Annotated in this window: 21 protein-coding genes and 1 riboswitch; of the genes, 8 read left to right on the top strand and 13 right to left on the bottom strand. The window is 46.8% G+C overall.

Features of this window, described 5'->3' with window-relative positions; all coding sequences use genetic code 11:
* Nucleotides 1–7: 7 nt before the first annotated feature.
* Nucleotides 8–1,174: a histidine kinase gene (locus ACZ2XM_RS03960; RefSeq protein WP_490587087.1), complete on the bottom strand. Its 1,167-nt coding sequence runs from the start codon at nucleotides 1,172–1,174 to the stop codon at nucleotides 8–10.
* Here ACZ2XM_RS03960 and argH point away from each other — a divergent pair.
* Together argH and ACZ2XM_RS03950 are read left to right on the top strand one after the other, a co-directional pair.
* Nucleotides 1,153–2,631, top strand: a complete 1,479-nt coding sequence (argH, locus tag ACZ2XM_RS03955; protein WP_490587086.1) for an argininosuccinate lyase — start codon at nucleotides 1,153–1,155, stop codon at nucleotides 2,629–2,631. The two genes, ACZ2XM_RS03960 and argH, sit on opposite strands and share 22 nt — an antisense overlap.
* A 123-nt stretch (nucleotides 2,632–2,754) precedes the next feature.
* Nucleotides 2,755–3,048, top strand: a complete 294-nt coding sequence (locus ACZ2XM_RS03950) for an oxidative damage protection protein (RefSeq protein WP_490587085.1) — start codon at nucleotides 2,755–2,757, stop codon at nucleotides 3,046–3,048.
* A gap of 145 nt (nucleotides 3,049–3,193) precedes the next feature.
* On the opposite strand, the gene phoU is transcribed toward ACZ2XM_RS03950, so the two are convergent.
* The 5 genes from phoU to pstS form a co-directional block, all read right to left on the bottom strand.
* Complete coding sequence (gene phoU, locus ACZ2XM_RS03945) at nucleotides 3,194–4,000, bottom strand: phosphate signaling complex protein PhoU (RefSeq protein WP_490587447.1); 807 nt, start codon at nucleotides 3,998–4,000, stop codon at nucleotides 3,194–3,196.
* A 239-nt stretch (nucleotides 4,001–4,239) separates the two neighbouring features.
* Nucleotides 4,240–5,175 (bottom strand): phosphate ABC transporter ATP-binding protein PstB, encoded by a 936-nt coding sequence (gene pstB / locus ACZ2XM_RS03940; RefSeq protein WP_490587084.1) that lies wholly within the window; start codon nucleotides 5,173–5,175, stop codon nucleotides 4,240–4,242.
* 86 nt (nucleotides 5,176–5,261) lie between these two features.
* Entirely contained in the window at nucleotides 5,262–6,158 is an 897-nt protein-coding gene (gene pstA, locus ACZ2XM_RS03935; protein ID WP_490587083.1) for a phosphate ABC transporter permease PstA, read from the bottom strand.
* A 79-nt stretch (nucleotides 6,159–6,237) separates the two neighbouring features.
* On the bottom strand, nucleotides 6,238–7,188 hold the full coding sequence (gene pstC, locus ACZ2XM_RS03930) for a phosphate ABC transporter permease subunit PstC (protein ID WP_490587082.1): 951 nt from the start codon (nucleotides 7,186–7,188) through the stop codon (nucleotides 6,238–6,240).
* Nucleotides 7,189–7,470: 282 nt separating this feature from the next.
* A complete protein-coding gene (pstS, locus tag ACZ2XM_RS03925; RefSeq protein ID WP_490587081.1) occupies nucleotides 7,471–8,640 on the bottom strand; it encodes a phosphate ABC transporter substrate-binding protein PstS in 1,170 nt (389 codons plus the stop codon).
* A 456-nt stretch (nucleotides 8,641–9,096) separates the two neighbouring features.
* Nucleotides 9,097–9,236: riboswitch (TPP riboswitch) on the top strand.
* 319 nt (nucleotides 9,237–9,555) lie between these two features.
* On the opposite strand from pstS, the gene thiC reads away from it, so the two are divergent.
* On the top strand, nucleotides 9,556–11,586 hold the full coding sequence (gene thiC, locus ACZ2XM_RS03920; RefSeq protein ID WP_490587446.1) for a phosphomethylpyrimidine synthase ThiC: 2,031 nt from the start codon (nucleotides 9,556–9,558) through the stop codon (nucleotides 11,584–11,586).
* Nucleotides 11,587–11,834: 248 nt separating this feature from the next.
* On the opposite strand, the gene ACZ2XM_RS03915 is transcribed toward thiC, so the two are convergent.
* Nucleotides 11,835–12,725: a fructose bisphosphate aldolase gene (locus ACZ2XM_RS03915; RefSeq protein WP_490587080.1), complete on the bottom strand. Its 891-nt coding sequence runs from the start codon at nucleotides 12,723–12,725 to the stop codon at nucleotides 11,835–11,837.
* A gap of 328 nt (nucleotides 12,726–13,053) precedes the next feature.
* Nucleotides 13,054–13,974, bottom strand: a complete 921-nt coding sequence (locus tag ACZ2XM_RS03910; protein ID WP_490587079.1) for an EamA/RhaT family transporter — start codon at nucleotides 13,972–13,974, stop codon at nucleotides 13,054–13,056.
* A 410-nt stretch (nucleotides 13,975–14,384) separates the two neighbouring features.
* Between ACZ2XM_RS03910 and ACZ2XM_RS03905 the strand changes: the two genes are divergently transcribed.
* The 3 genes from ACZ2XM_RS03905 to ACZ2XM_RS03895 all read left to right on the top strand — a co-directional run bounded on the left by ACZ2XM_RS03905 (nucleotide 14,385) and on the right by ACZ2XM_RS03895 (nucleotide 17,949).
* Nucleotides 14,385–16,292 carry an ABC transporter ATP-binding protein gene (locus ACZ2XM_RS03905; protein WP_490587078.1) on the top strand — a complete coding sequence of 636 codons (1,908 nt, stop codon included), beginning with the start codon at nucleotides 14,385–14,387 and terminating at the stop codon, nucleotides 16,290–16,292.
* Entirely contained in the window at nucleotides 16,289–17,239 is a 951-nt protein-coding gene (locus tag ACZ2XM_RS03900) for an alpha/beta fold hydrolase (protein WP_490587077.1), read from the top strand. Before ACZ2XM_RS03905 ends, ACZ2XM_RS03900 begins: the two co-directional genes overlap by 4 nt.
* A 92-nt stretch (nucleotides 17,240–17,331) precedes the next feature.
* A complete protein-coding gene (locus ACZ2XM_RS03895; RefSeq protein ID WP_490587076.1) occupies nucleotides 17,332–17,949 on the top strand; it encodes an alpha-ketoglutarate-dependent dioxygenase AlkB family protein in 618 nt (205 codons plus the stop codon).
* 41 nt (nucleotides 17,950–17,990) lie between these two features.
* Here the strand turns inward: ACZ2XM_RS03895 and ACZ2XM_RS03890 are convergent, their stop codons facing one another.
* From ACZ2XM_RS03890 to ACZ2XM_RS03870, 5 genes are all read right to left on the bottom strand, one after another.
* Complete coding sequence (locus tag ACZ2XM_RS03890) at nucleotides 17,991–18,830, bottom strand: hypothetical protein (protein ID WP_490587075.1); 840 nt, start codon at nucleotides 18,828–18,830, stop codon at nucleotides 17,991–17,993.
* Between the two features lie 376 nt (nucleotides 18,831–19,206).
* A complete protein-coding gene (locus ACZ2XM_RS03885; RefSeq protein ID WP_490587074.1) occupies nucleotides 19,207–20,190 on the bottom strand; it encodes an NADP-dependent oxidoreductase in 984 nt (327 codons plus the stop codon).
* A gap of 234 nt (nucleotides 20,191–20,424) precedes the next feature.
* A complete protein-coding gene (locus ACZ2XM_RS03880; RefSeq protein ID WP_490587073.1) occupies nucleotides 20,425–21,174 on the bottom strand; it encodes an endonuclease/exonuclease/phosphatase family protein in 750 nt (249 codons plus the stop codon).
* 52 nt (nucleotides 21,175–21,226) lie between these two features.
* A complete protein-coding gene (locus tag ACZ2XM_RS03875; protein ID WP_490587072.1) occupies nucleotides 21,227–22,036 on the bottom strand; it encodes a glutathione S-transferase N-terminal domain-containing protein in 810 nt (269 codons plus the stop codon).
* A 223-nt stretch (nucleotides 22,037–22,259) separates the two neighbouring features.
* The gene (locus ACZ2XM_RS03870) at nucleotides 22,260–23,369 is read right to left on the bottom strand and encodes an AOC03_06830 family ribosome hibernation factor (protein ID WP_490587071.1); all 1,110 of its coding nucleotides are present in this window, start codon (nucleotides 23,367–23,369) and stop codon (nucleotides 22,260–22,262) included.
* A 677-nt stretch (nucleotides 23,370–24,046) separates the two neighbouring features.
* Between ACZ2XM_RS03870 and ACZ2XM_RS03865 the strand changes: the two genes are divergently transcribed.
* Together ACZ2XM_RS03865 and ACZ2XM_RS03860 are read left to right on the top strand one after the other, a co-directional pair.
* Nucleotides 24,047–26,245, top strand: a complete 2,199-nt coding sequence (locus ACZ2XM_RS03865) for a M3 family metallopeptidase (protein WP_490587445.1) — start codon at nucleotides 24,047–24,049, stop codon at nucleotides 26,243–26,245.
* Nucleotides 26,245–26,496: a YheV family putative metal-binding protein gene (locus ACZ2XM_RS03860; protein ID WP_490587070.1), complete on the top strand. Its 252-nt coding sequence runs from the start codon at nucleotides 26,245–26,247 to the stop codon at nucleotides 26,494–26,496. The genes ACZ2XM_RS03865 and ACZ2XM_RS03860 overlap by 1 nt, the downstream gene beginning before the upstream one ends.
* The last annotated feature ends 115 nt before the right edge of the window (nucleotides 26,497–26,611 follow it).

Below are 26,611 nucleotides of genomic sequence, written 5' to 3'. Positions count from 1 at the left end.
TTTACGGTTAAAAGTCGCCTACCAATGAGCCTGCATCGTGTAGCGGATAGTTAATCGTGGCCTCAACATGGTTTTGTGTAATCTGACTGTCTATATAGGAGCTGCTACCAAAGTGACGCTGTAAGCGCTGAGTTTGTGTGTGAAAGTTAATCTGCCGGCGCAAGTCTTGCTTAATAAATAAAGTTTTACTGGGTAAAGTGACTGTGACTTTAATCTCTACCCGGTGCCTATGCCAAGTGACCTTGACTCTCATGTAGATAGCTTCTGTGGTCATTTCCACCACATTGAGTAGCATTTGCTCAAGCACACTTTGTAAGGTCAGGGTGGTGATCACCATGTCATAAACCGTATCGTCATCAGGTACCTGCCAATCCACGTGCAATTTACCCGCCAGTCTGAAGGATTCGATGGCCAAATAATGCTGGCATAGGGCCAACTCCTCTTCAAAGCTGATCTCTTTTAAATCATTAAAGCTGGCTCGGAACAGGGCCGAGACATGATGCAGCAGCTCAGAGGCTTTACTGGGCTCCGACTCTACTAAGGACACTAACGTATTAATGGTATTAAAAAAGAAATGCGGGGCAATCCGCGCTTTGATCTGATTGTTTTGTATGGCCATCTCTTTATCAAAAGCTAGCTTCAACGCCCTAATCGCTCGGTATTGCTGAGAAAAATGCAGTAAAAACATAAGCGTGAGGCCACCAGTGATTAAGGTGGCAATCAATACCTCTACCAATACTTGCGTACTAGAATACATCGCCCACCCTAAGCCCATTTCTATGAGCATAGCGCTGACTTTAGCCACAGCGCCACATGCGCTTAGGAGTAATACCAAACGCAGGCTGACGGCAAAATGGGACAGACGCTTTAAGATGGGACGCAAGTAATCACTGAGTATCAAGCCGGGCAACACCGTCAAGAGGGTCTGCAACATATCTATCAATAGCCGTTGCAGCACTTCATGCCAACTGAACAAACTATAGCGCGCTAGAATCGTCAAAAATATCGACCAGCAAAACATATAGAGTAGGCCCTGCCATGGCGTACATAAGCTCATGAGTTTGGGCACAAAAAACTCTAAACGCTCGGCTAGTAAGGTAGCCTCATCGTTTGCTATACTGCCCTTATCCTCATGACCTAATTTAGACCAATATGACTGCCACCAATTCTTCAAATAACACCCATCCTAACTCACCGTCTCACGTATCAGGCGCTGATTCTACCACATCCACTGCCCCTGGCCAGCAGATGTGGGGCGGCCGTTTTAGCGAGGCTACTGACAGCTTTGTGGCGGCCTTTACCGCCTCTGTCGGCTTTGACCAACGCTTTGCCCGTCAAGACATCCAAGGCTCTATTGCTCATGCCACGATGTTAGGCCGCTGCGATATCTTAACGGACGCTGAAGTCACCACTATTATTGAAGGCTTGCAGCAAGTTCAACAAGAGATTGATAACGGTGAATTCCAGTGGTCGATCGCGCTAGAAGACGTGCATATGAACGTTGAATCGCGTCTGACAGACATCATTGGTACAGTCGGTAAAAAACTGCATACGGGTCGTAGCCGTAATGACCAAGTAGCGACCGATATTCGCCTGTGGTTACGCGAAGAGACGGACAATATTGTTAATTTGCTCGTGCGCTTGCAGTCGGGCTTACTGGATTTGGCTGAGCAGCATACTGACACAATTATGCCTGGCTTTACCCATCTACAAACCGCCCAGCCGGTCAGCTTTGGTCACCACGTGATGGCTTGGTTTGAAATGTTAAATCGCGATACTGAGCGTCTAATCGATGCACGTCGCCGTATGAACCAAATGCCTTTGGGTAGCGCGGCCCTCGCTGGCACGACCTTCCCGATTGACCGCACCATTACCGCTGAACTGTTAGGGTTTGAAGGCATCTGTCAAAACTCGCTAGACGCCGTCTCTGATCGTGACTTTGCTATTGAGTTTACTTCAGCCGCGTCTATTTTAATGATGCACTTATCGCGCATGAGCGAAGAGATTATTCTATGGATGTCCGCTCAATTTAGCTTTGTGCAGATTCCTGATCGCTTTTGTACCGGCTCGTCTATCATGCCGCAAAAGAAAAACCCGGACGTGCCAGAATTGGTCCGTGGTAAAGCTGCACGCGTCTTTGGTCAATTGATTACGCTATTAACCTTAATGAAAAACCAACCGTTAGCCTATAACAAAGACAACCAAGAGGACAAAGAGCCTCTATTTGATTGCGTCGACACCCTAACTGGTTCGCTACTCGCCTTTGGCGATATGCTGCCGAACATCATCCCGAATAAAGACAATATGCGCGCCGCCACTATGAAAGGCTATGCAACTGCGACCGACCTTGCCGATTATCTGGTGCGTCGTGGCGTGGCTTTCCGTGATGCCCACGAAGTGGTGGGTAATGCAGTCGCGCTAGGTATCAATGAAGGGGTAGATCTTAGCGAATTGTCATTGGCGCAATTGCAGCAATTTAGCGATGCTATTGGTGAGGATGTCTTTGATTACCTGACTTTAGAAGGCTCTTTGGCTGCCCGTGATCATTTAGGAGGCACAGCGCCCAATCAAGTTCGCCAAGCTGTAGCCAGAGGCCGTGAGCGTCTGAAAAAATTCGCTCCTGCTCAATAGTAAGCCCAAGCCATTACAGCCTTTAGCTCATTGTAAAACTCGGTTGGTAAACGCGACTAGTTATTAATATTTATAATAGGACGTATTTGCCAACTGGCATTAACCCGCATTAAGGAACTCGATATGACTGCTACTTTTGATCCGAAAGCCAACTTGGTAATGTGCCGTAAATACCAAGAAGAACTGCCGAAGATGCCGTACCCGCCGTTCCCTAATAAAGCCGGTGAAGCGCTGCAAAATACCGTCTCTAAAAAAGCTTGGGATGAGTGGTTAGAGCATCAAACCATGCTGATCAATGAAAATCATTTGAGTATGATGGACCCGGAAGCAAAGAAATTTCTGAACGAACAACGTGATAAATTTCTAGACAATGCGGATTATGAGCGCCCACAAGGCTGGACACCGCAAGCTAAATAAAGCGGCAAAGAGCTGCTTAATTTAACTACTCTGTAAATTATAAAAAAACGCGCTTAATAGCGCGTTTTTTATTGTCTGTACTTTTTAAAACTTATGCTTTCTAAAACTAAGGTTAAAGCTTGGGTTTTTTAACCCGTGAACTGGCTTACTTTTTCTGATTGGCAGCACTATGTTCATTATAGCTTGGGGCTTCGAAACTAGCGACTTGAGGGGCGCTGGCTTCACGCGCAGCCATGAGCTCGCTGGCCTCTTGTACCGTCTTGGCCACTTGCGCATGGTCAGTATGACGGACGTCTTCACCACTGATAGAGTAGATGACCAATTCTGCCACGTTGCGAGCATGGTCACCGATACGCTCTAACGCCCGTAGCACCCACATAATATTAATGACATTAGAGACGTGGCGCGAGTCTTCCATAATATAAGTCATCAGCGCGCGGGTGGCTGACTGATACTCGCGATTGATAACGCCATCATTGCGCATGACCTCAAAGGCTTGTTCAGCATTGAGATGGGTAAAAGCATCCAAAGCATTGTGTACCATCAGGCGCACTTGATTGCCTAAATGCTGAACTTCCGCATAGCCGCGTGGCGCATTGCCCTCAGCGCTAATTTGGCAAGCCATTTGGGCAATCTTTACTGCCTCATCGCCAATCCGCTCTAAGTCCACTACCCCTTTACTAATCGCCATTACCAACCTTAGGTCGCTAGCAGTAGGCTGGCGTTTGGCTACGATTAGCAAAATATGCTCATCGAGCTCTAATTCTCTCTGATTAATAGCGTGGTCCGTATTAATCACTTCACGCGCCAAAACTTCATCCGCATCAATGAGCGCATGAATGGCTTTCGCAACTTGCGCGGCCACACTCTCGCCCATTTGCAAAAATAAGCGGGTAGCGGTCTCTAACTCCTGATCAAAGCTCTTTGAGGTATGTTTTTCGTAGATACTCATAGCGGGTACTCCCTGACGACGCGGTGACGACCTAGCAACGGCGGTCTGATTAACCAAAGCAAACCCCAGCTGTTGATAAGCTTGGGCCATTATCTCTTGCTGATCTTCATTCACAATAAGCTCGCTTATTGACGGCAAAAGCCAGTCTATTTATGCCTGAGTAGCCACAAGGTAGTGGTTATGAGTTAAATGTAACCCACTGCAGGCAAGCTACTGGCTAAACTGCCCCGTCAAACCGATTAACCATAACGGCCGGTAATATAGTCTTCCGTTGCCTTTTGCGCGGGGTTGGTAAAGATTTGATCTGTCTCGCCCATTTCGACCATGTCGCCCAAATACATATACACGGTATAGTCAGAAACCCGCGCCGCTTGCTGCATATTGTGCGTGACGATAGCGATGGTATAGTCTTGCTTTAGGTCTTCAATCAAATCTTCAATCGAGCCTGTGGAGATAGGGTCTAGCGCTGACGTGGGCTCATCAAGCAGCAGTACTTCTGGCTTAGTCGCCACGCCGCGTGCGATACACAACCGTTGCTGCTGTCCCCCTGACAAAGACAGGCCTGACGCTTTGAGCTTATCTTTCACTTCTGGCCATAACGCCGATTTTTTTAGTGCCCACTCTACGCGCTCATCCATCTCTGCTTTGCTAAGTTTTTCGTATAAGCGCACCCCAAAGGCAACATTGTCATAAATCGACATGGGGAATGGCGTAGGTTTCTGGAAGACCATACCGACGCGCGCCCGCAGTAAATTGACATCCACTTCTTTGCCCAAGACATTTTGCCCGCCCATATTGATAGCCCCTTCCGCACGCATACCGGGATACAGGTCATACATGCGGTTAAAGGTGCGCAATAAAGTAGACTTACCACAGCCCGATGGCCCGATAAAGGCCGTCACATTTTTCTCTGGAATATCAATATTGATATTTTTCAATGCCTGAAAATCACCGTAGTAGAAATTCAAATCGCGAATTTCCATCTTAGCCGGCGGCATCCCAGCGGGCATATCTGCTACCGTTTGGGTATTAAAGCTAGCGGTATCCGGCTGATCTATCTGGGTCGCCGTTGACATCGGTCTATCGAGCAAGCTGCTTTTTGGCTTTGCCGTGCTCGGGGTGACCGGGCTGGTAACAGGCGTTTGCTTGCGGGTTTTTTCTACAACATCATTCATAATGGGTATCCAATTTAATGGGGGTACTACAATTTGATAAAGCTAAAAATTTGGTGGTTCATTGGTTATGGGTATGGCGGTAATGCTTAGCGGGTATGGTCTTTACCACCGATAATACGGGCGATAATATTGAGTGTTAACACCGTGGCAGTAATCAGTAAGGCGGCGGCCCAAGCTAGCGCATGCCAATTGTCATAGGGGCTCATGGCAAATTGATAAATAGTATTCGGCAAGTTGGCTAGCGGCTGACTCATATCAGTACTAAAGTATTGGTTATTCAGGGCAGTAAATAGTAACGGAGCGGTCTCGCCAGTAATGCGGGCAAAGGCCAATAATACCCCGGTCGTTAAGCCCGCTTTTGCTGCCTTGATAGTGACCTTGGTCACCAACTGCCATTTTGGCGTACCCAAAGCATAAGCGGCTTCGCGTAAAGTATTTGGGACTAAATTGAGCATATTTTCAGTAGTACGAACTACGACCGGCACGACGATTAAAGCCAAGGCTAATGCGCCCGCCCAACCAGAAAAACTACTGCCTTTCACCATTAACGCATAGATAAAGAGACCGATGACGATAGAAGGGGCGGACAGCAAAATATCGTTTAAGAATCTAGTGACTTTGCCGAGCATACTGCCATGAGAGAATTCCGCCAGATAAATACCCGTCATTAAGCCGATTGGCGCGCCGATAAATAGCCCCGAAAAGGCCAACATGGCAGAACCGACAATGGCGTTGCGTAACCCACCCTCGCCCATAGGCGGTGGCGTATCGGCCATAAAGATCGGCATCTCTACCATGCCTTGAAAGCCTTCGACGAATAGCGTGAATAAAATCCATAGCAACCAAAACAAACCAAAGGCCATAGCAGATAAGGCAAACCCAAGACCCAACTTATTAATTAAACGACGCTTGTTATAGAGGCTCTTGTTATAACGATCCTCAAAACGTGGCTCTGGCTGGACTATGGCATGGGCAGTAGACATAAATTTTTCCTATGATATAGCTGAGACTAGCGACTGGGGTTACGGCTCAGTGAGCGAGCTATTGGCATCACTACTGGGCTTAATTGCCCGCTTTTTGGTCGATACGCATCAGCATCAGCTTTGAGATAGACAGCACGATAAAGGTAATAACGAACAGAATCAGGCCTAAGTGTAATAGCGATGCTAAGTGCAATTCGCTCGAGGCTTCCGCAAACTCGTTGGCCAGCGCTGAGGTAATCGTGACCCCGGAAGTAAATAAGCTAGGACTTAGGTTGAAAGCATTACCAATTAAGAAAGTTACCGCCATGGTCTCGCCTAGAGCACGACCTAATCCTAGGATGACGCCGCCCACTACCCCGGCTTTGGTATAGGGCAAGATAATCTTAAACATCACTTCCCAAGTCGTCGCACCCATCCCATAAGCCGACTCTTTGAGTAAGTCGGGCACCACAGAGAAGACATCACGCATAGTGGCGGCGATAAAGGGAATAATCATGATGGCGAGGACTAACGAAGCGGTAAACATGCCTAGCCCCATCGGTGCGCCTTGAAAAAGCTTACCGATGATAGGTAAAGGACCCACATGCTCGATAAACCAAGGCTGGACATTGTCGCCAAACCAAGGCGCGAACACGAACAAGCCCCACATGCCATAAATAATGGAAGGGATGCCCGCGAGTAGCTCGATGGCAATACCCAAAGGACGCTTTAAGAAGGCAGGACACAATTCGGTCAAAAAGATGGCGATACCAAAACTGACGGGAACAGCGATGGCAATGGCGATGATAGAAGTCACTATCGTGCCGTAAATGGGTGCTAATGCCCCATATTCATCGGCGACCGTATCCCAGTTGTTACTGGTATAAAAGCCAAGACCAAACGTTTGAATGCTCGGCCAAGCGCCGACGATTAATGACAGTAAGATACCGCCTAACGACAGCAGCACTAAAATCGCAAATGCTTTGGTCGCATTGACGAAGATGGCATCGTAGCGTTTCTGTTTGGCCAGTTGCGAGTGTAGGTCTGCCATGAGCGCCTCATCATTAAATAGTAGAGCATTGGGTAGCGGGAGCAGCGTCAAAATGACGGTAGTACGAAATTGATAAAAGTCTTATCGCAGTCAACTGCCGGGGCTATTACGCAAGCTAGTAGCCCAATTCACTGGGGTAAAACTTCCCAAGTCACCAGCTATAGCGGCTATACCTGAATATAGCTGGTAACTTGGAAGGGAGTCAGTCAGCGCCTTTCTAAAAAGCACTGACTGTGATAAAAGATGAGTTAAATTAAAACAAGATTTTTATAAGGGTGGAGACTACTGCGCTGGGGTATAGACCGGCTGACCGTCGCTACCTTTAACGTCTTTCCATTTCTCTTTGAATAAAGCTACGGCGGTGTCAGAGAATGGCACGTAGTCGAGTGACATGGCTGAGTCATCGCCTTGGCTATAAGCCCAATCAAAGAAGTTTAAGACGCCTGCCACTTGCTTCGCATCTTGTGGTTGCTTATGCACTAAGATGAAAGTAGCGGCAGCGATCGGCCAAGCTTGCTCAGTCTCTGAGTTAGTGATGACCTTATAGAAGCCTTCTTGCTGTGACCAATCGATATCACCAGCCGCCGCGAAAGTCTCTGCAGAAGGTTGGACGATATTGCCCGCTGCATTTTGCAAGGCAGTATGCGACATGTTGTTTTGCTTGGCGTAAGCGTATTCGACATAACCGATAGAGTTTTTCATACGGTTGACATAGCTCGCGACACCTTCGTTGCCTTTACCACCCGCCCCTGTTGACGTCGTTGGCCATTTGATGGTTTTATCAACGCCGACGTTGTCTTTCCAATCGCTAGACACTTTGGCTAAGTAATCGGTAAAGTTAAAGGTCGTGCCTGAGCCGTCTGAACGGAACACCGTAGTAATTTGCGCATCCGGCAGCGTTAAGTCTGGGTTTAGCGCGGTAATGGCAGGGTCGTTCCACTTGCTGATTTTGCCCAAGTAGATATTCGCTAAAGTTTCACCATCTAGCTTTAATTGGCCGGGTTCAACGCCTTCGATATTCACGACTGGCACTACACCACCGATGACTGTTGGAAACTGGATAAGGTCATTTTCAGCCAATTCTTCTGGAGTCATTGGCGCATCAGAAGCCCCGAAATCTACGGTCTTAGCGATAATTTGCTTGATACCACCTGACGAACCGATAGACTGATAATTCACTTGGCCACCGGTAGCAGCGTTATAATCTGCTGACCATTTAGCATAGATAGGTTGCGGGAAAGACGCGCCGGCACCCGTAATATTCATAGCGATGTTTTCAGCAGACTTAAACGCTCCTGCTGGCGTGGCACTCGCCGTAGTCGGGGTTGCGGTCTCTGCAGGGGCAGTACCGGCAGGCTCAACGACTGTGGTCTCGTCCGTGGCTTCTTTTTTGTCACAGGCCGCCAAAGTAAGGGCACTGACCATAGCTACAGCTAGTAATGAATAACGCATGCGTATCTCCTAAATAACATTTATTTTTTATCTAAATTTTAGTGGGTAGAATAAAGCGCTAATGAGACCTTGGCCCGGCGCCTTGGAAGTCGACATACTTGGTAAGCTGCCCCAATCGCTACTGGGCATATATTGACGGTTGAATATGACAATTTGATGAAAATAAAGGTTTTTTGTAAAATCCCTGTTGTTGAGAAAACTTCTTAATTGCCGTAATGATGGCTAGGTACTGATTTTTATGGGCTTAGCTCAGCACCCTTAAAATTTCGCTGCTATAAGGTGGTTTTTGCGCAGTGACATTGTTGACGAAGCTGCTGGCGACATTGCTGCACCAACCTGCTTATTCGTCGCTGACCTATTAGGTAGGGGTTGACTCATTAGCGTTAAGAAATTAAGGCTAAAAAAGGGGATAAAGCCCCTATCGGTTATAAACTCTGCTAAGATAAGGGTTCTTATTTTTAAGACTCGGGGTGCAGGCCGTAACCAGTAGGCAGTTATTACGATAATTGCTGACCTTGTTTACGACGCTTGCTGAGACATCACCCGTTGCACCTGATGTGGTTAGTACCACCGTAGGGAAGTCAAAGTCGCCGTTTTCCGTCTTACTTATTGCTATGGTTTGGCCAAGTACTGGCCCGCTATACCATCAATAACGCTAAGTCGTTTATCTGCCAGTATCCTGTAAAATCATCACCTTTAGCTCATACTGTCACCAACAGTATTAGCCACCTTGATGACAGCCCTGAGATAACTGGTCTTAATCGCTGAAAACCTACCGACACCGAGTCTTTAATTTTTATATTGCTTATAAAATGAGGACTCGCCATGTCTATCACTTCTGATATCCCAGCCAATACTTCTCCTGTTGACCAAAAAGCTTTTAATACAGAGCAAGTGCCTGCCAATACAGAGACAATGCCTGCGCAAAACGCTAGCAAAGCAGATAAACCCAATCCGCTAAAAACCCCTGCTCATCGCAAAACTACCGACGCTCGCTTTGATGAAGAAGCACGTGATTTAACCCGTAACCTGCCCGCCTCACGCAAAGTTTATGTCACCGGTTCGCGCCCTGATATTCGCGTGCCTATGCGCGAAATTACCTTAACGGATACCCCTATCGGCGGTTTCGGTCGTGAGACGGCTGAATACAACCCACCCTTCTACGTGTATGACACCTCGGGCGTCTATACTGATCCTGAAGTCGAAATTGACCTCACCAAAGGCTTGCCCAAACTGCGTGAAACTTGGATTGAGGAGCGTGGCGATACCGAAGTATTATCTGGCTTATCTAGTAATTACGGCAAAGAGCGTGCTCGAGATATCACTACCGCCAACCTACGTTTTGCCCATATTGATAAACCACGCCGCGCGATAAAGGGCAAAAACGTCACGCAAATGCACTATGCGCGCCAAGGTATCATCACCCCTGAGATGGAATATATCGCCATCCGTGAGACGCAAAAACAGCACGAGCTCACGGACATGCGCCAACACGATGGTGAGACGTTCGGCGCCAATACTCCGAAGATTATTACCCCTGAATTTGTCCGCTCTGAGGTCGCCGCGGGTCGCGCTATTATTCCGAATAACATCAACCACCCTGAATCAGAGCCGATGATTATTGGCCGTAACTTTTTAGTCAAAATTAACGCGAATATTGGTAACTCTGCGCTCGGTTCCAGTATTGATGAAGAAGTGGCTAAGATGACCTGGGCCACACGCTGGGGCGGCGATACCATCATGGATTTATCGACCGGCAAACACATCCATGAAACCCGCGAATGGATCATCCGCAACTCGCCGGTACCGATTGGTACGGTACCGATTTATCAAGCCCTAGAAAAAGTCGATGGGGTGGCAGAAGACCTGACTTGGGAAATCTTCCGCGATACGCTAATCGAGCAAGCCGAACAAGGCGTCGACTACTTTACGATTCATGCGGGCGTGCTACTGCGCTATGTGCCACTGACTGCCAATCGCTTAACGGGTATCGTGTCGCGCGGTGGCTCTATCATGGCGCAGTGGTGCCTTGCCCATCATAAAGAGAGCTTCTTATATACGCATTTTGAAGATATTTGCGAGATTATGAAGCAGTACGATGTGGCGTTTAGCTTGGGTGATGGCTTGCGACCTGGCTGTCTGCAAGATGCCAATGATGAAGCACAGTTTGGCGAATTACGTACTTTAGGCGAGCTGACCCAAGTCGCTTGGCAGCATGACGTGCAGGTGATGATTGAAGGGCCTGGTCATGTGGCAATGAACCGTATTAAAGAGAATATGGACCTGCAATTAGAGATGTGCCATGAAGCCCCTTTCTATACTTTAGGGCCGTTAACGACGGATATCGCGCCCGGCTACGATCATATTACCAGTGCCATTGGTGCTGCGATGATTGGTTGGTTTGGTACAGCGATGCTGTGCTATGTGACGCCCAAAGAACACTTAGGTTTGCCGAATAAAAAGGACGTCAAAGATGGCATCATTACCTATAAGATTGCGGCTCATGCTGCAGATTTGGCGAAGGGGCATCCTGGGGCACAATCACGTGATAATGCGTTGTCTAAAGCCCGGTTTGAATTCCGCTGGGACGACCAGTTTAATCTAGCGTTAGACCCGGATACGGCGCGTGAATATCACGACGAAACCCTACCTAAAGACGCGCATAAATCGGCACATTTCTGCTCAATGTGTGGACCAAAATTCTGCTCGATGAAAATTACCCAAAACGTACGTGAATATGCAGCAGGGCTACCGACCAAACAATCTACTACTGCGGTAACGCCGAGCAGCGGTGACTTAAAAGATGAGAACCATCTGATTAAAGAAGTGGATACTGAGTTGGTTAGACAGGTGGGCGAAGCGAGCTACGATGATGTGCAAAAAGGTATGGCTGAGATGACCGAGAAATATCATGCTGAAGGCCGTCAGTTGTATAAAGAAGTCTAGTTACTTTGACTTAATAGCCGTCTAAGAGCTAGTGATTATTAATTTCTAAGAAGCGCGATTCTATTTATTAGGGTCGCGCTTTTTTACGTTTATCAGTTCCAAGATAATAAAAAACCTCCTTCCATACTACAAAGATTCTATCTCCAGATAGCAAAAAGCCCCGATAATTTATCGAGGCTCTAACGTTCATTTACCGCATTAGCTTCACTATAAAACCATAGCAGAGCGGCAACTTAATGCGCTAATGACTATACCTTTGACGCCGAGTAAATCTTATCAATAGAAGCATCAATCGTATTAGCAAACTCTTCGTCTGTCTGCTGTTTGCTCAGCCCTTCAGTAAAGGCACGCGAGAAGCTCGCAATCATGCCTGGGTTTTGCGCCAATCTATCACAAGCTTCATCACGGCTATAACCACCCGATAATGCGACGACTTTCAATACTTTAGGATGGTCTACCAAGTCTTTATAAAAGCCAGCTTCTTCAGGCAGCGTCAGTTTTAGCATGACTTGCTGATCGCCGTCTAAACGCTCTAGATTGCGTAAAATCTCAGCTTTTAGCAGCACTTCGCAGGCTGATTTTTCAGGGCTTTCGATATTGACTTCAGGCTCAACGATGGGCATAAAGCCTTTAGAGATGATTTGCTTGGCCACATCAAACTGCTGCTGTACGACGGTTTCAATACCATCCGCTGAAGCATTGTGAATCACAGAACGCATTTTGGTGCCGAAGACTGGCGAATTTTTGGCTTTGTCTAGCAAAGCGTCTAAACCGGGAATAGGTAGCATGACTTGTACGCCATCCATTTGCTCTGCTAAGCCTTTATCTACCTTTAAAAAAGGAACGATATTTTTATCTTCCCAAAGATAAGCGGCGGTGGCCTTACCATTCACTTCGCGGTCCATCGTATCTTCGAATAAGATAGCACCGAGGACGCGCTCGCTAGAGAAACATTTACAGGTCATGATACGCGAGCGCATTTCGTGAACTTGGGCAAACATCTCGTCGTCATTGTCGTAGTCGCTTTCTTCAACGCCATACATACGTAGTGCTTTTGGGGTACTACCGCCACTTTGATCAAGTGCCGCAATAAAGCCCGTGTCGTTTTTTATTCTTTCTAATTGTTGTTGATAGCTCATATGAATATCCTATTCAATAAATAAAATCAGGGTAAAAGGTCAATAAAATAAAAACTAAGAGAAAAGGTAAAAGTACATTAACTTGGCTAGCGAAACCTTTATTAATAATTATATTAACAAGTGAAGGTTAGCTCTTACCATAGTTAAAGGTGGCATTTATGGGAATAAATATAGCATAGCTATACTGCAAACTCCGTATTGAGTTTGCTAAAAATTTTATGACCGTGCTAACAAAGACGATGCTAATAAAATAGCGGCTTAACGTTAGGTTTTTAGATTTGTAGCCACTATCTAGCAGTCTATATTTTGTCATTCTACCCTAGCGATATTACGCTAAGAATAAAACGGCCACACAGATTACGGCAAACAATAAACCTAGCATATTTATCTTATTTAGCGACTCTTTAAAGACCACCACGCCGACTAAGGTCGCCACGGCGATGACGCCAATATTCATGCCCGTAAACACGATGCTTGGCGACTCTGCTAAGGTTTGATGGGCGCGCACATAAGCATAAATATTACCCATATTTAACCCGCCTAAGAGCAGTCCTGCCAGCAGGGCTCGTGGCTGCCAACGCACCCGCTGACTGATAAGATAGCCCAATAATAGCAGCGCTGCCAGTCCAAAACTTAAAAATAAAGTCAGGGGAAAAGCGGCCCCTTGTTTGGCGACTTGTTTGAATAAAATATCAATAACGCCGTAGCCTAGCCAGACGCCTAGCAACCAGCCCCACGTTGGTATTCTAAAGGCAGTACTAGTTGGAATAGCGACAGCTGAATGACCGCTTAAGGTAGAAGCTGGTGCCGTTATAGCTGCTGCAGTTATAGAAGATGAATTCGGCGTTCGATAAACCAACAGTCCCAGCGCTAAGAAACCAATGGCCACCCCGATAACCCGTTGCGTCGTTAACACCTCACCAAATAGTAAAAAAGCGGCGACGATAGGAATAATTAACGACAAACGCTGCGCCGCATCCGTAGCAATAATGCCCACTGACTCAATGGCATGACCCAGAATCACAAAGACGAGAGGCAATAAAATGCCTAAAGCGAAGATAATACCCCAAGCGCTGCCCAACTCTGCAACCGCACTTAACTCTGGACTTAGCAACCACCAAGTTAATAAAAAAGCCACCGGGTAGCCGGCGACAATGGTCTGGCGAATATCCACTTGGCGTTGCCGCAGTATTTTTAATAAGACTGACACCGCCACACTGCACAGCACTGCTATGACCAAATAAATCATCGTTATTCGCCTTATAAAGTTATGGCGGTGAATGTAACAAGGTATGTCATAGGCCGCAATACTTTTCGCTATCTTTAACGATTTACCGCTATAGTCAATCCACTCGAGATTTCACACAGCGCTACTGATATAAATTTACGCCAACCTCAGTCATATCATGATTCCTAGCCAGAAAATCTATATTAGTAGCTCATGTTGTATCCGTTTTAAATAGGATTGACTATACTCTCTAGCCAACGAAATTTTAGCGCCAGATAGCGTTCAAAGCACCAATAATAATACAAAGTCGTTTATAAAAAAGGCCACTAAGAATGGCAGTCTAGATTACAAACAATGAGCAGGATTAGAGCCTCAATTTTGCTAAACTGTTGGGCTATAATCCAATAAAAAAGCTGCCCTGTAAGCCTGCTATGAATAAACTCTTCTCCTACTTTGAAACCCGTCTGACGTCCTTCCCCGACACCCCTATTCCCTTACCTAGAGATGGGCTACTGGCCTTTTTGTGGGCCTGTACTGCCGGTCTACGTGGTTGGTTATTGCTATTTATGATCTTGACGGCGGGTATCGGGGTTTATGAAGCGATGCTATTTGCGTGGATAGGTAATCTAGTCGATTGGCTAGGCACTTATACTCCGCAAAGCTTATGGACCAACAAAGGCGACTTGCTGCTGTTGATGGCTGCCGTCTTGATCCTCAGCCCGCTATGGATTGGCGCGACCTCTCTGGTGCATTTTCAGGTATTGCAGGGCGTGTTCCCGATGCAGATGCGTTGGCGCTTTCATAAGCGCATGCTTAGTCAGTCGATGCAGTTTTATCAAGATGAGTTTTCAGGCCGAGTCTCTGCTAAAGTGATGCAGACCGCTTTAGCGGTGCGCGACACAGTGATGACCGTCACCGATATGCTGATGTATGTGACCGTCTACTTTATCACTAGCGGTGTGATTCTCTTTAATCTGGACAGCCTACTGCTTATCCCGTTTATCATTTGGTTGGTGCTGTTTTCGCTAACGCTTAGATTTTTCATTCCCAAATTAAAAATTACGGCGAGCGCGCAAGCCGATGCTAGAGCCTTGATGACCGGGCGGATTACCGACGCTTACGCCAATATCATGACAGTGAAATTATTTAGCCATTCGCAGCGGGAACTCACCTATGCCAAGTCAGCGATGCGGCAGTTTTTAAACACGGTGCATGCGCAGATGCGCTGGGTAAGTGTGCTAGAAATCTGCAACCATGTCATCAGCGTAGTCTTAATCGGTAGTACCGCTTTTATCGGGCTGTATTTATGGACTAAGGGCGATGTCGGGGTCGGTGCTATTGCCGCGGCCACAGCCATGGCATTGCGTCTTAATGGGCTGACCCACTGGATTATGTGGCAGACTGCCAGCCTCTTTGAAAGTATCGGTACTGTGCAAGACGGTATGCGCACGCTTTCCGCCCCGCAAACAGTGACGGATAAACCAGATGCGCAACCGTTGGTAGTGACTGAGGGCAATATCGTGTTTGATCATGTGGATTTCGGCTATGAAGGCACCGAATTGACGCTGATAAATCAAACAGACACGGCGCCTGCCAGTAGCGATGGCAGCCCGGCCACCAATGAAATTAAACTGTTAGATAATTTCCACCTCGATATTCGCTCGGGTGAAAAGATTGGTCTCGTAGGCCGTTCAGGAGCCGGAAAATCGACGCTAGTTAATTTGCTACTGCGTTTTTATGATGTGAATAAAGGCACTATCTGTATCGATGGACAAGCTATCGATGCTGTGACCCAAGAAAGCCTTCGCCGCCAGATTGGCATGGTCACGCAAGATACCTCCTTACTCCATCGTACCGTCCGCGAAAACATCGCTTATGGGCGTCCAGAAGCGACCGATGAGGAAATTATTGCAGCGGCAAAACGGGCGCAGGCTTGGGAGTTTATCCAAGACTTATACGATGCCAAGGGCAATACCGCGCTAGATACCCAAGTGGGTGAGCGCGGTGTGAAACTTTCAGGGGGTCAGCGTCAACGTATTGCTATCGCCCGCGTGATGCTAAAGAACGCGCCGATTCTGTTATTAGATGAGGCGACCAGTGCGCTAGATTCAGAAGTTGAATTTGCTATTACCCAAAGTTTGAACGATATGATGGCCGGCAAAACGGTCATTGCGATTGCGCATCGCCTCTCAACTATTGCAGCCTTAGACCGCTTGGTAGTAATGGATAAAGGCCGGATTATTGAGCAAGGCAGCCACGATGAGCTGCTCGCCCTTGATGGAGTTTATGCGCGCTTGTGGCATCGCCAAAGCGGTGGATTTTTAGGAGAGGACGCATGAGCCAGAATACCTTAACTGTTAACACAGCGAACACTATAACTATGACCGAAGCCCCGTTTGCCGATACGGAGCGCTCCGTAGTCATCGAGGGTCAACGAGCCCGCTACTACGACCTCTCTGTAGTAGATAAGCCTGTAAAAACAGCCACTCTGCCACCAGCGCACTTTTATGGTGGTAATGGCTTTACGGCGGGAGTCTATGAGCCGCTATTGACTGATTTGAGCCAACAGTTTGCGGTGACCAGCCTGGCGATGCGCGGCTATTGGCATGACTTGCCCACAAAGCCTACGCTGACCCGTGAGCAAGATGCGGATATGCTTATTGACTTTTTAGAGCAGATGTATAGCCAGCCGGTGATTGGTATTGGCCACTCACAAGGGGCGACTGCTACGGCGCTGGCTGCTGCGAAACGCCCTGACTTATTCTCACAGCTGTATCTCATCGAACCGGTCACTTTTACCAAGCAACAAAAGATTGCCTATGACTTGCTACCGCGAGCGCTAAAAATGCGCCAAGAGCCGTTTAAAAGTACTTTGGTCAAGCAAACTCATTGGGATAGCGTGACCGCCTACTATGAGCATCTACGCGCGCACCGTGCCTTTAAACGTATCAGTGACGATCACCTCTATACCTTCGCACACAATAGTCTCGTCCCTGCTAAAAAAGGCGGTTTTGAGCTGCTGTTCTCGCCTGCACAAGAGATGGCCAATTATTTTGGTACCCCCTATATTAATGGCGCTTTGCAAAAGCTCAATAAAGCCAAGCTGCCTTATACCCTTATCGTGGGTAAACCAACGATTTTTATTAGCAATAAAGTGCGGGCCAGTTGGCAAGGTATAGTAGCAGAAGATGACCTTATTACTTGGCCTGACTATGGCCATCTGCTGCCGATGGAAGCCCCTGAGCAGTGTGCTAAGCTGATTATGGAGCGGTTCAATAAAGCTTAGCTTTATTCGCTAAGCTAGTGCTTCTATAGAAGAGATGGTATGAAATTTATGGGCAGATGCAGTAGGTTACACCCTGACTACGGAACCATACTATGAGCGACTTATTCGCGCCAGCGCCGACTGAAAATCTGCTGCCCTACGACGGTATTGTTAATGATTTAGGGCTAGTGCTTGATAGCCCTAAGCAACTGTACGAGGAGTTATACAACGAGCTACCTTGGCAGGCAGATGTGGTCAGCCTATTTGGTAAGACCCATGTGACCACCCGCCAGATTGTGTGGATGGGTGAGCCCGATATTAGCTATTATTATTCTGGTCATAGCCGCCAAGCCATCGCTTGGTCTGCTGCCGTGTTTCACGTGAAACAATGCGTCGAGCAGCAATTGGCAGATATTGGTATTACCGCAAACTTTAATAGCTGCTTGTTGAACTACTATCCTACTGGTAGTGACGGCATGGGCTATCACGCCGATGATGAAAAAGAACTGGGCCCCAACCCTATCATTGCCGCCTTATCCTTAGGCGCCACCCGCAAGTTTGTCTTCAAGCATAAAAAAACCCAAGATAAAGTCGCCCTTCATCTTGAGTCTGGTCAGCTGATCGTCATGAGCGGCGCTACCCAACGCTATTGGAAGCATACCGTTACCAAGACTAAAGCCGTCGCTGCTGGCCGAATTAGTCTAACCTTTCGTCAGATGTATCCTTTATAGCCCCATGAATCTTTATAGTCATAGGGTGCATGACAGCGGTTTTAAGAAGCGTTTTGGGTATTGTTAAAGCTGACCGTATTAAAGCGCATCACATCGCTGTTAGTGGTATTGGTGCCATGAACAATCAACATCCCATTAATTTTAATCACTAATCCTGAGAAATCGCCTTTAGTGACGCAGCCTTTGCCCATCATGGTACCCGTATAGGGATAATAATTGAGCTCATAACCGGCGTCTTTAATACTGCCGATAAACTGACAATTCTGGCCGATATTAATCGTTAATTTTTTGGTATCAGCCGCATAAGTATTGGCGATAGTCGTATCTACCAAAGTAAACTTGGTTAAGGTGCCGAGCGCGCCCGAATACTTGCCTGGTAACTTTGCTAATTTAGGGCTGTCTAATGCCACATACCTTAAGTCATAGACCTTTTTATCAATCGTGGCATCAGTACCCGTTAAATCTAGCGTCAGCCTAGCGTCGGGGGCATATTGCGCCGTCGCCTTATAGTTGCGCATAGTGCTATTAGCCGAGTCAAACTCTCTCACTTGCGTCACTAATTTATTACCAGGTGCGGTCTTTAATTGACCGGCAATCAGACTCAAAACTTCTTTCTTATAAGTATAGCTGCCGCCAGAGAATGAATTGTTATAGAGGCCGATATACTCGCCATCCGGTTTCACCATCAGATTAACCAGAATCTCATCCCCATTATCCGCGATGACGGTGGTCTCATAATAGCCTTGGATATTGGCAGGGACTTGTGACTCATCTTTAGGGGGGTTATTAGGCGCTGACGTGCTGTCATCAAACCCGCCACAGCCTAGCAGTAGCAGACTGGTACTAAAAGCGAGTATTGCCGTCATTCTAATCATCAACATCTTTCCTAAACCTTTCACTTAAATACAAAATACGAGTGCCTTATAACAGTTCTCTTACTGAGCAACGGTCTGGCGTGAGTCTGTCTACTAAATAACCGACTGCTTTTACCTAAGACCCATCTTACCCAATACAACCAGCCAGCAACGATAAGTCAAAATCCTAACACAAAGCGGGTCACTGTAGTGCACGATACACTAAATAGTTTCTATAATCATTCTCATATACCCCAAAGTATACTCCCAATTAGCAAAAAACTTATCTTTAGACCTAAAAAACCGAGCTAGACTAAGTCCAGCTCGGTGCGTATTGAATAAAATTAAGGAAATGCCTTTACAATTAATGAATTAGACAAGCTATTTAGGTAGCCGCTAGCCGCTAAGCTTCTAAAATAAGCTTACCAAAGCTATCGCCTTGCTCGAGATCTTTATGAGCTTGCTGAGTTTGTGATAAAGGATAGGTCGCTTGAATTTGTAGCTGCAGTTTGCCATCTGCAATATCATTCAATACCGCATTTAAGTCTTCGGCATTCGGTTTCGCGATAAAGCCTTCTACGTCCAATTGTTTATCCGCACCCGCTTCTTTAAGTTTTTCCGCCCAAATCGATGGCAGTACCACCACGCGCCCGCCTTGCTTCACCACGCTTAATGCCCGCTCGCCCGCAGCCCCACCTACCAAATCTAGCAAGATATCCGCGTCTAGATTAGGAAAAGCCTCATCCTTAGTGTAGTCAATCCAACCGGTCAGCTTACTGGTATCTATTAACGCCGCAATCTTTTGATATTTTTCTGGTGAGCAGATGACCGTTACTTTCACATTATTTTCGGCTATGTTATGCATTAACAGTTGCAAGGTTAGATGGCCAACCCCACCAGCTGGCGCGCTCATGACCACATGATCACCATCTTGAATCGCTGCGAAATCTAGCATTTGCTTAGCCGTTATGCCCACGCAAGGCAGGCCACCTGCCACCTCTAAGTCCACTGCATCAGGCACCTTCGCCAAGACGTCAGCGGCGACTACCGTATACTGCGCATAACAGCCGCCCGCGAAATTTAACGCCGCTACCCGATCGCCTACTTGAAAGTCAGAGCTTTCGCTAGCTACCACTGTGCCCGCGACATCAAAACCTAAGATAGCAGGCTCATCGTTGGCAAATTGATTGTTTTTAATGCTTTGTGCACCCCAGCCCAATCCTTGGCGAGTCTTATAATCGACGGGATTGATACCCGCGTAAGCTACTTTCACTAATACTTGGCCCGCTTCGATAGTGGGCATAGGCAAGTTATCTTGATACTTCAATACATCCGCCTCACCAAATTGAGTAATGGTGACGGCAGCTTGAGTTTTAGGTAGAGACATAACAGATCCTTGTTGTTTATAAGAGAAGTTTATAAGAAGATTTATAAGGGAATTTAGATAGCAAACTATTTTCTTTTACTGCAGGCAGCATTAGTACTGGCTAGAAAAAATAACGCACAGGACCAAATGCCCTAGCCAGGCCATTCAGTCTAGTAACTATAGAGTTAGAACTTAGATAGTTAGGGTTTAATAGTTAGAATTGATTTGAGAAAAATAATCAATCTGTAAAATGAGTTAAGCGCGAATCAGCTCAGCGCTGATAGGCAGATGATCCGATAACGTAGACCAAGGCTTGCCTTTATGGACCCAAGCTCTTTTTACTTTTAAATTACGCACATAGATGCGGTCTAAGCTTAACACGGGCAAGCGCGAGGGAAAAGTCGGCAACAGCTTATCGTGACAACTCATAAAAGCCTCTGTCATATTGAGGCGCTTGGCCAGCTGCATACAAGAGACCTTTTTCCAGTCATTAAAGTCGCCCGCCAGTATCAACGGCTGAGTCTGATCAATACAGTCATTGACGTAAGTGGAGATGGCTTCGTACTGTTTTTTACGGTCATTCTCTAACAGATTCAAATGCGCACATAACACCACGACCGGCACCTCCCAGCCCTCGGGTTGGACTTCACAATGCAGGACGCCGCGCTGCTCCATCTTATTGACCGTGATATTAATATTATGCTTGGGGTCTAAAGGAAACCGGCTCAATACCGCATTGCCATGATGCCCATTTTCATACTCGCTATTTTTGCCATAGCTGTTCTTCAGGGAGAGGTATTCGCCAAACCATTCATGCTGGGATTGGTCCGGATATTCATTATACTTGAGCACCCGCTTAAGGTTTTGCCCCTGCACTTCTTGCAAACATAGAATGTCAGGGCCGACCTCATTTAAGGCGTCGGCAATCCCTTGCATGACCACGTTACGATTGAGCGGTGACATGCCTTTATGAATATTATAGCTGGTGATGGTAAAAGAACTCATAGTCGCAGGGGCACCATTAAATAAGGAAGAGAAAGCTCAGCAAAACCTAGCCTTAACCATATGTTTTGTCTAAGTACTCTATAATAGCTCGAGATTCAAACATAGTGGTATTGGGGTCAATTAGGTAGGGAAATTGCAACTTGCCCTGCATGACTTCAGTCATAATACGGTCACGTTTGCCTCCCTTAATCGGCTGGTACTTTCCTAACGTCAAGTGTAGCCCTGGTAGCCCATTATCTTGCAGACGCTCTCGCGCTACATTACGATTGATAAAACCGACTTCCAATTGACTTAATTTTTCGCGTACTAGGCGACTATAAGGGCTGGCCTCAAAGCTATAGAGCTGCAATAGTTGCTCAGGTTTGCCGCGGGCTTTATTCTTTTTAGGATGCGCCGCCTTGACCCCGCGCAGCATCGAAGCCACGCTCGCGAGCTTATTACTTAAACTAGCGCCATCGCCATTGGCTACGCGATAACGCTTAGGGGTGCTGCCCTGTGGAGAGTAATGGGCATACAAGTGATCAATAATGTCTTGCGACTCAAGCAACTGAGTGCCGGTATTCTCATCGATCAAATACGGCACCTGGGTCTTACCGGTCATCGCTTTGAGCTCATCGCGATAGACATGGCCTTTATGCGGGCTAGGACGACTTTCATAGTCTAAATTCAGATGGGTCATCACTTCGCGCACCCGCCGGCAATAAGGGCAGGCTTCATGCTCATAGAGCACCAGCATCTTCTCGGGTATGATAGGGTGTGCCGGCCCCATATTACCGCGACCGCCGCGCAAAATGGTGGTGGTCAAGGCTTGCAGGCTTTTGACATGATGGCCAATAGTGCCAAGCTTAGGTAGTGAAATCATTACAGCTCCAGAATTATCAATGACTAACTAAATAAATAAAGATAGAGATTACCTAAAGGTGTGAAAACAAAAAAGCATTGGCTCACAAGGAACCAATGCTTTTTCTAGCAAGAGGTGTGGCGAAAGCTTGGCTTGATCCGTCGCAAACTTTGCACCACCGCCTCCGTAGACAAACGCTAACGGCTATTTGTTAGTGACCATTTATCTTATCAATAGCCATCTATTAGTAGCGAGTCACTAGCGCGATTGGCTGGTCATCACCCATTATGTCTTCAGGCAAGAATACCACCTCACCCCCATTATGCATGACATGCTCGATGATATCGCCCACTGCGTCATCGGTAACCCCTTCTGCAGTGGCATCATCGGCTAACTGTAACGTTTGCGCTTTTTCATCAATTTTCGCAGGTTGGCTATAGCCTTTACGGACATATAAGGTCTCGCCGGCACCTTGGAAGGCAGATTTATAAATTTCTTGTAAATCAGTGCGTAGCAAATCACCACCACGGGCTTTATCGATTTCGCCTAGTGCCGCTTCATGCAATGACTTACGATAGCCTTCTACAGCTTCTTGCACGCCATCAATGATATGTTGCGCGCTACCGTCTTCTAAATCAGTGATATTATCCACCGCAGCAATAATATTCTCCGGACGGTCACAGACTTCTTTATAGAAGCTGATGTTGCGCTTATCACCCACGATCACTAGCGGCATCTTATGGTCGCCCCATAGCTCTTGCACACTCTTATCGACGCGGTTTAAAAACTCTTTTAGATAGTTGTCTTCGTTGGACGCGGCAGAACGATCGGCCCCACTAGTGGTATGTAAGGTCGTATTCTTAATAGGGAACGGAATGTGTTCCATATGGTTCTGTTCATCGTTATTTTTATCAAACTCCATAACCACACGATCATTTGCCGCTTCAATTAAACGGGCATAGTCACGGGTAATGACGACGGTGTAATAATGAACGGCACTGGCCATATCACGCACCAAATCACGAGTCGCAAAACGGGTATCAACAATCACACGCTCTGCTGTATCTAACGGCATACGAATCACTTGGACGTCATCAACGCTAGCGAAAATAGCCAACGTGTCTAAATTGTAGTTATGGTCTAGCTCATCAGTCTTAGCATGGATGTTTTCTAAAATGGCGGTTGCCGTTTGCTTATCATATTCGTTCGTCACACGCTCTTCGACCACTTTTAATTGGTTTTTTAACGCAATAGGGTCTTTTTCATTGTCAGGATAAGTGCGATGCGTTTTCACAAACACACTAACTGCAGGTTTAGCGGTGGTTTCTCGTAAGCTTTTTAGAGTCGCTTTCATAAGTCATTCCTATTTTGATTGATTAATCTTATAAGTTAGAGATTTATTAATTAGAATTTTCAGTACAGACATTGAGTTCTACACTCAATCGGGATAACTATTATTTAGTTATTCGTATTTAGTTATTCGGGTATTCAGGACAACTATCATTTGGGCATTTGGGCATTCGGGCTAAATAGCCTTAATCACTAGCTATTAGTAATAGGGGTTAATCCATACAGAGCAGTTAACCAAAAGATAGCCATACCGCGCTTAACCAACACACTTAACAAACATAAGTTATCCAAAATAATTAACGGACTTATTACGGTTGCAGTAATACGCCCTAATACCCCCACTTTAACAAGTTAAATGCACTACTAACACTGTGGATTTGCAAGTAATTGATGGGCGTTTGTAAGCTTTGTAAGAATGGCCTACTAGAGTTTGACAGGTAATGACTTCAGCAACAGGGTGACTTTTAAACAGAGGGCTTAAGAATGGCCCGCTAAGTCAATGAAACTGAATACCGTTATTGGCACAATGGAACAATTAAAAGCAGCCCTCCACTTGCAATTGCTTAGGTCTACACTCATCATAAAACTAGCAAAAGGCTATGACCTTAAAATTTTTAAACCCCTTTTATCTTGATTAATCCTTATAAAAATACGCCAGTAGACGAGACTCTTATGACCACAATGAAACCTATGACCGACAACTTACACTTAGTAGATTTTGCTACCACCAATCCAACGGTGCTCAGCGAACAAATTACGCAAGCGATTGAGGCTGCTAATGCTTATCTTGACACTCTGAAGGATCAGCACGCTAGTGACTTACCAGCGAAACTTGCAGCCGCCAGTGCCTTAAAAGATATTGTGCAGTTTGATCATTTAAACCTAGCGCTCGAGCGCAGTTGGGGCGTGCTATCGCATTTAAATAGCGTCACCAGCAACGATGAGATTCGCGAGGCGCATCATGCGCTACTGCCCAAGCTATCAGCCTTTAGTACTCGGGTTGGGCAGCATAAGCCCCTCTTCGCCCGCTATAAAACGGTAACCGAGGCAGACGAATTTTTTGCCACCCTAGAGCCGGCCCGCCAACGTGCGATTGAATTGGCGTTGCAAAGCTTTGAGCTGTCAGGAGTTGCGCTACCAACAGAGCAGCAAACTCAATATGCGGAGATTCAAAGTCAACTCTCTACGCTATCGGCGAAGTTTTCAGACAATATATTAGATGCTACCCAAGCCTTTGCACTGCCCTTACAAGAGTCGCAGTTGGCCGGCATTACCGATAGCGGCCTAGCCATGTTGGCGCAAGCTGGGGAGCGCTATCAAGCTAAACAGACAGCAGCGGCCGAGCAAGACACAGCAACGACTAGCGCTGACCTGCCGACCCCGTATGTGGCCACGTTGGATATCCCTGTCTATTTAGCGATTATGACCCACGCGGATGATCGTGATTTACGTGAGCAGCTCTATAAGGCCTTTGTCACGCGCGCTTCAGAATACGACCCTCATACCAACAGCAAAGGTGACTCGCTCGATAATGCCGACTTGATGACGCAGATACTGGCATTGCGCGCACAAAAAGCAGAGCTGTTAGGCTTTAATAATTATGCTGAAGTCTCGCTATCGACCAAAATGGCTGAGAATGTACAAGAAGTTGAAACCTTTTTACGCGATTTAGCTGAGCAAGCGGAACCTTCTGCGAAAAGAGATTTGGCACAATTGCAAACTGCTGCAGCAGCCTTAGGTATTGCTGATTTACAACCATGGGATACCGCTTATGTCGCAGAAAAGGTAAAACAAGATAAGTTCTCTTTATCGCAAGAAGAGATTCGCCCTTATTTCCCTCTCCCTGCTGTCATTTCGGGATTATTTAAAATCGTGGGTAAGTTATACGGCATTCGCGCTGAGGAGCACACTGAAGCTGTCGCACGCTGGCATGACGACGTGCGTTTCTACCAACTTTTTGATGCTGACGACAGTTTAATTGGTGGCTTCTATTTCGACCTATTCGCCCGTCAAGGCAAACGTGGCGGCGCCTGGATGAGTGGTTTCCAATCGCGCTATGAGTATGTGGCAACGGCAGACGATGCTATAGAAAATGCTGATGACAAAAACTATAGCCAATTACCCGTCTGCTTTATGGTGGGCAATTTCACGCCACCGACCGGCGAGCAACCAAGCTTATTAACCCACGATGAAGTACTAACCTTGTTCCATGAGTTTGGTCATGGTTTACATCACTTGCTAACAGCGGTAAGCGTGGGTGATGTCGCGGGCGTGAATGGTGTCGAATGGGATGCCGTTGAGCTGCCTAGCCAATTTATGGAAAACTGGGCTTGGGATAACGAAGGTATCGCGCTAATCAGTGCGCATGTCGATACCGGTGAACCATTACCACAAGATAAACTCGCCGCCTTATTAGCGGCCAAAAACTTCCAAAGCGGTATGCAGACGTTGCGCCAGATCGAGTTTGCCTTATTCGACTTACTCATTCATGCGGCCAATCCAGCCCCGGATTACCAAGGTATTCTAGCTACCTTAAACCAAGTCCGCGACGACGTAGCGATTACGGCCACACCCGACTATAACCGCTTTGCTAATGGCTTTAGCCATATCTTTGCCGGCGGCTATGCAGCGGGGTACTATTCTTATAAATGGGCAGAGCTGCTGTCTGCCGATGCCTTTAGTAAATTTGAAGAAGAAGGTATCTTTAACCCTAATACTGGTAAAGCTTTCCGAGAAAGTATTTTAGCGATCGGCGGTAGTCAACCCGCGAAGACCAACTTTGAAGCGTTCCGCGGCCGTCCGGCCAGCATCGAGGCGTTACTGCGTCACAGTGGCTTTAGCGATATTACAGACTCAGCTGACCAGCAAGAGGAGGCTTAATGCGTTACCAATCTACTCGGCCCAAACGGCAGTTTTTGGCGGGAGTCAAATGCCCCAAATGTGACACCCTCGATACGGTCGTACAGGTGCAATTATTTGAGCCAGAACCTGACGAATATATTGAGTGTACTCAGTGCCATTATAGCGAGCGCCGACCCGACCCTGAGCTCATAGCGGATAAGAATGCCCTGCTCGATAGTGCGCAGTCGTCCGCTACGGGTACCAGTGGGGCAGTGAAGTTTATTCCTTAGCAGCGAACACCTGTTAATGCCTTGAATTATTTATGCTTATACGGGTAAATGATGGCGTTAACAGGTTTATTTCCTATACAAAAGTTGATAACCTATAATAAAATTGAGATTCTGC

Source organism: Psychrobacter sp. CoH-33_TS_01 (assembly GCF_058189395.1).
The sequence above is the reverse complement of the archived record's forward strand: the minus strand, read 5'-3'. Positions and strand labels throughout refer to the sequence as shown.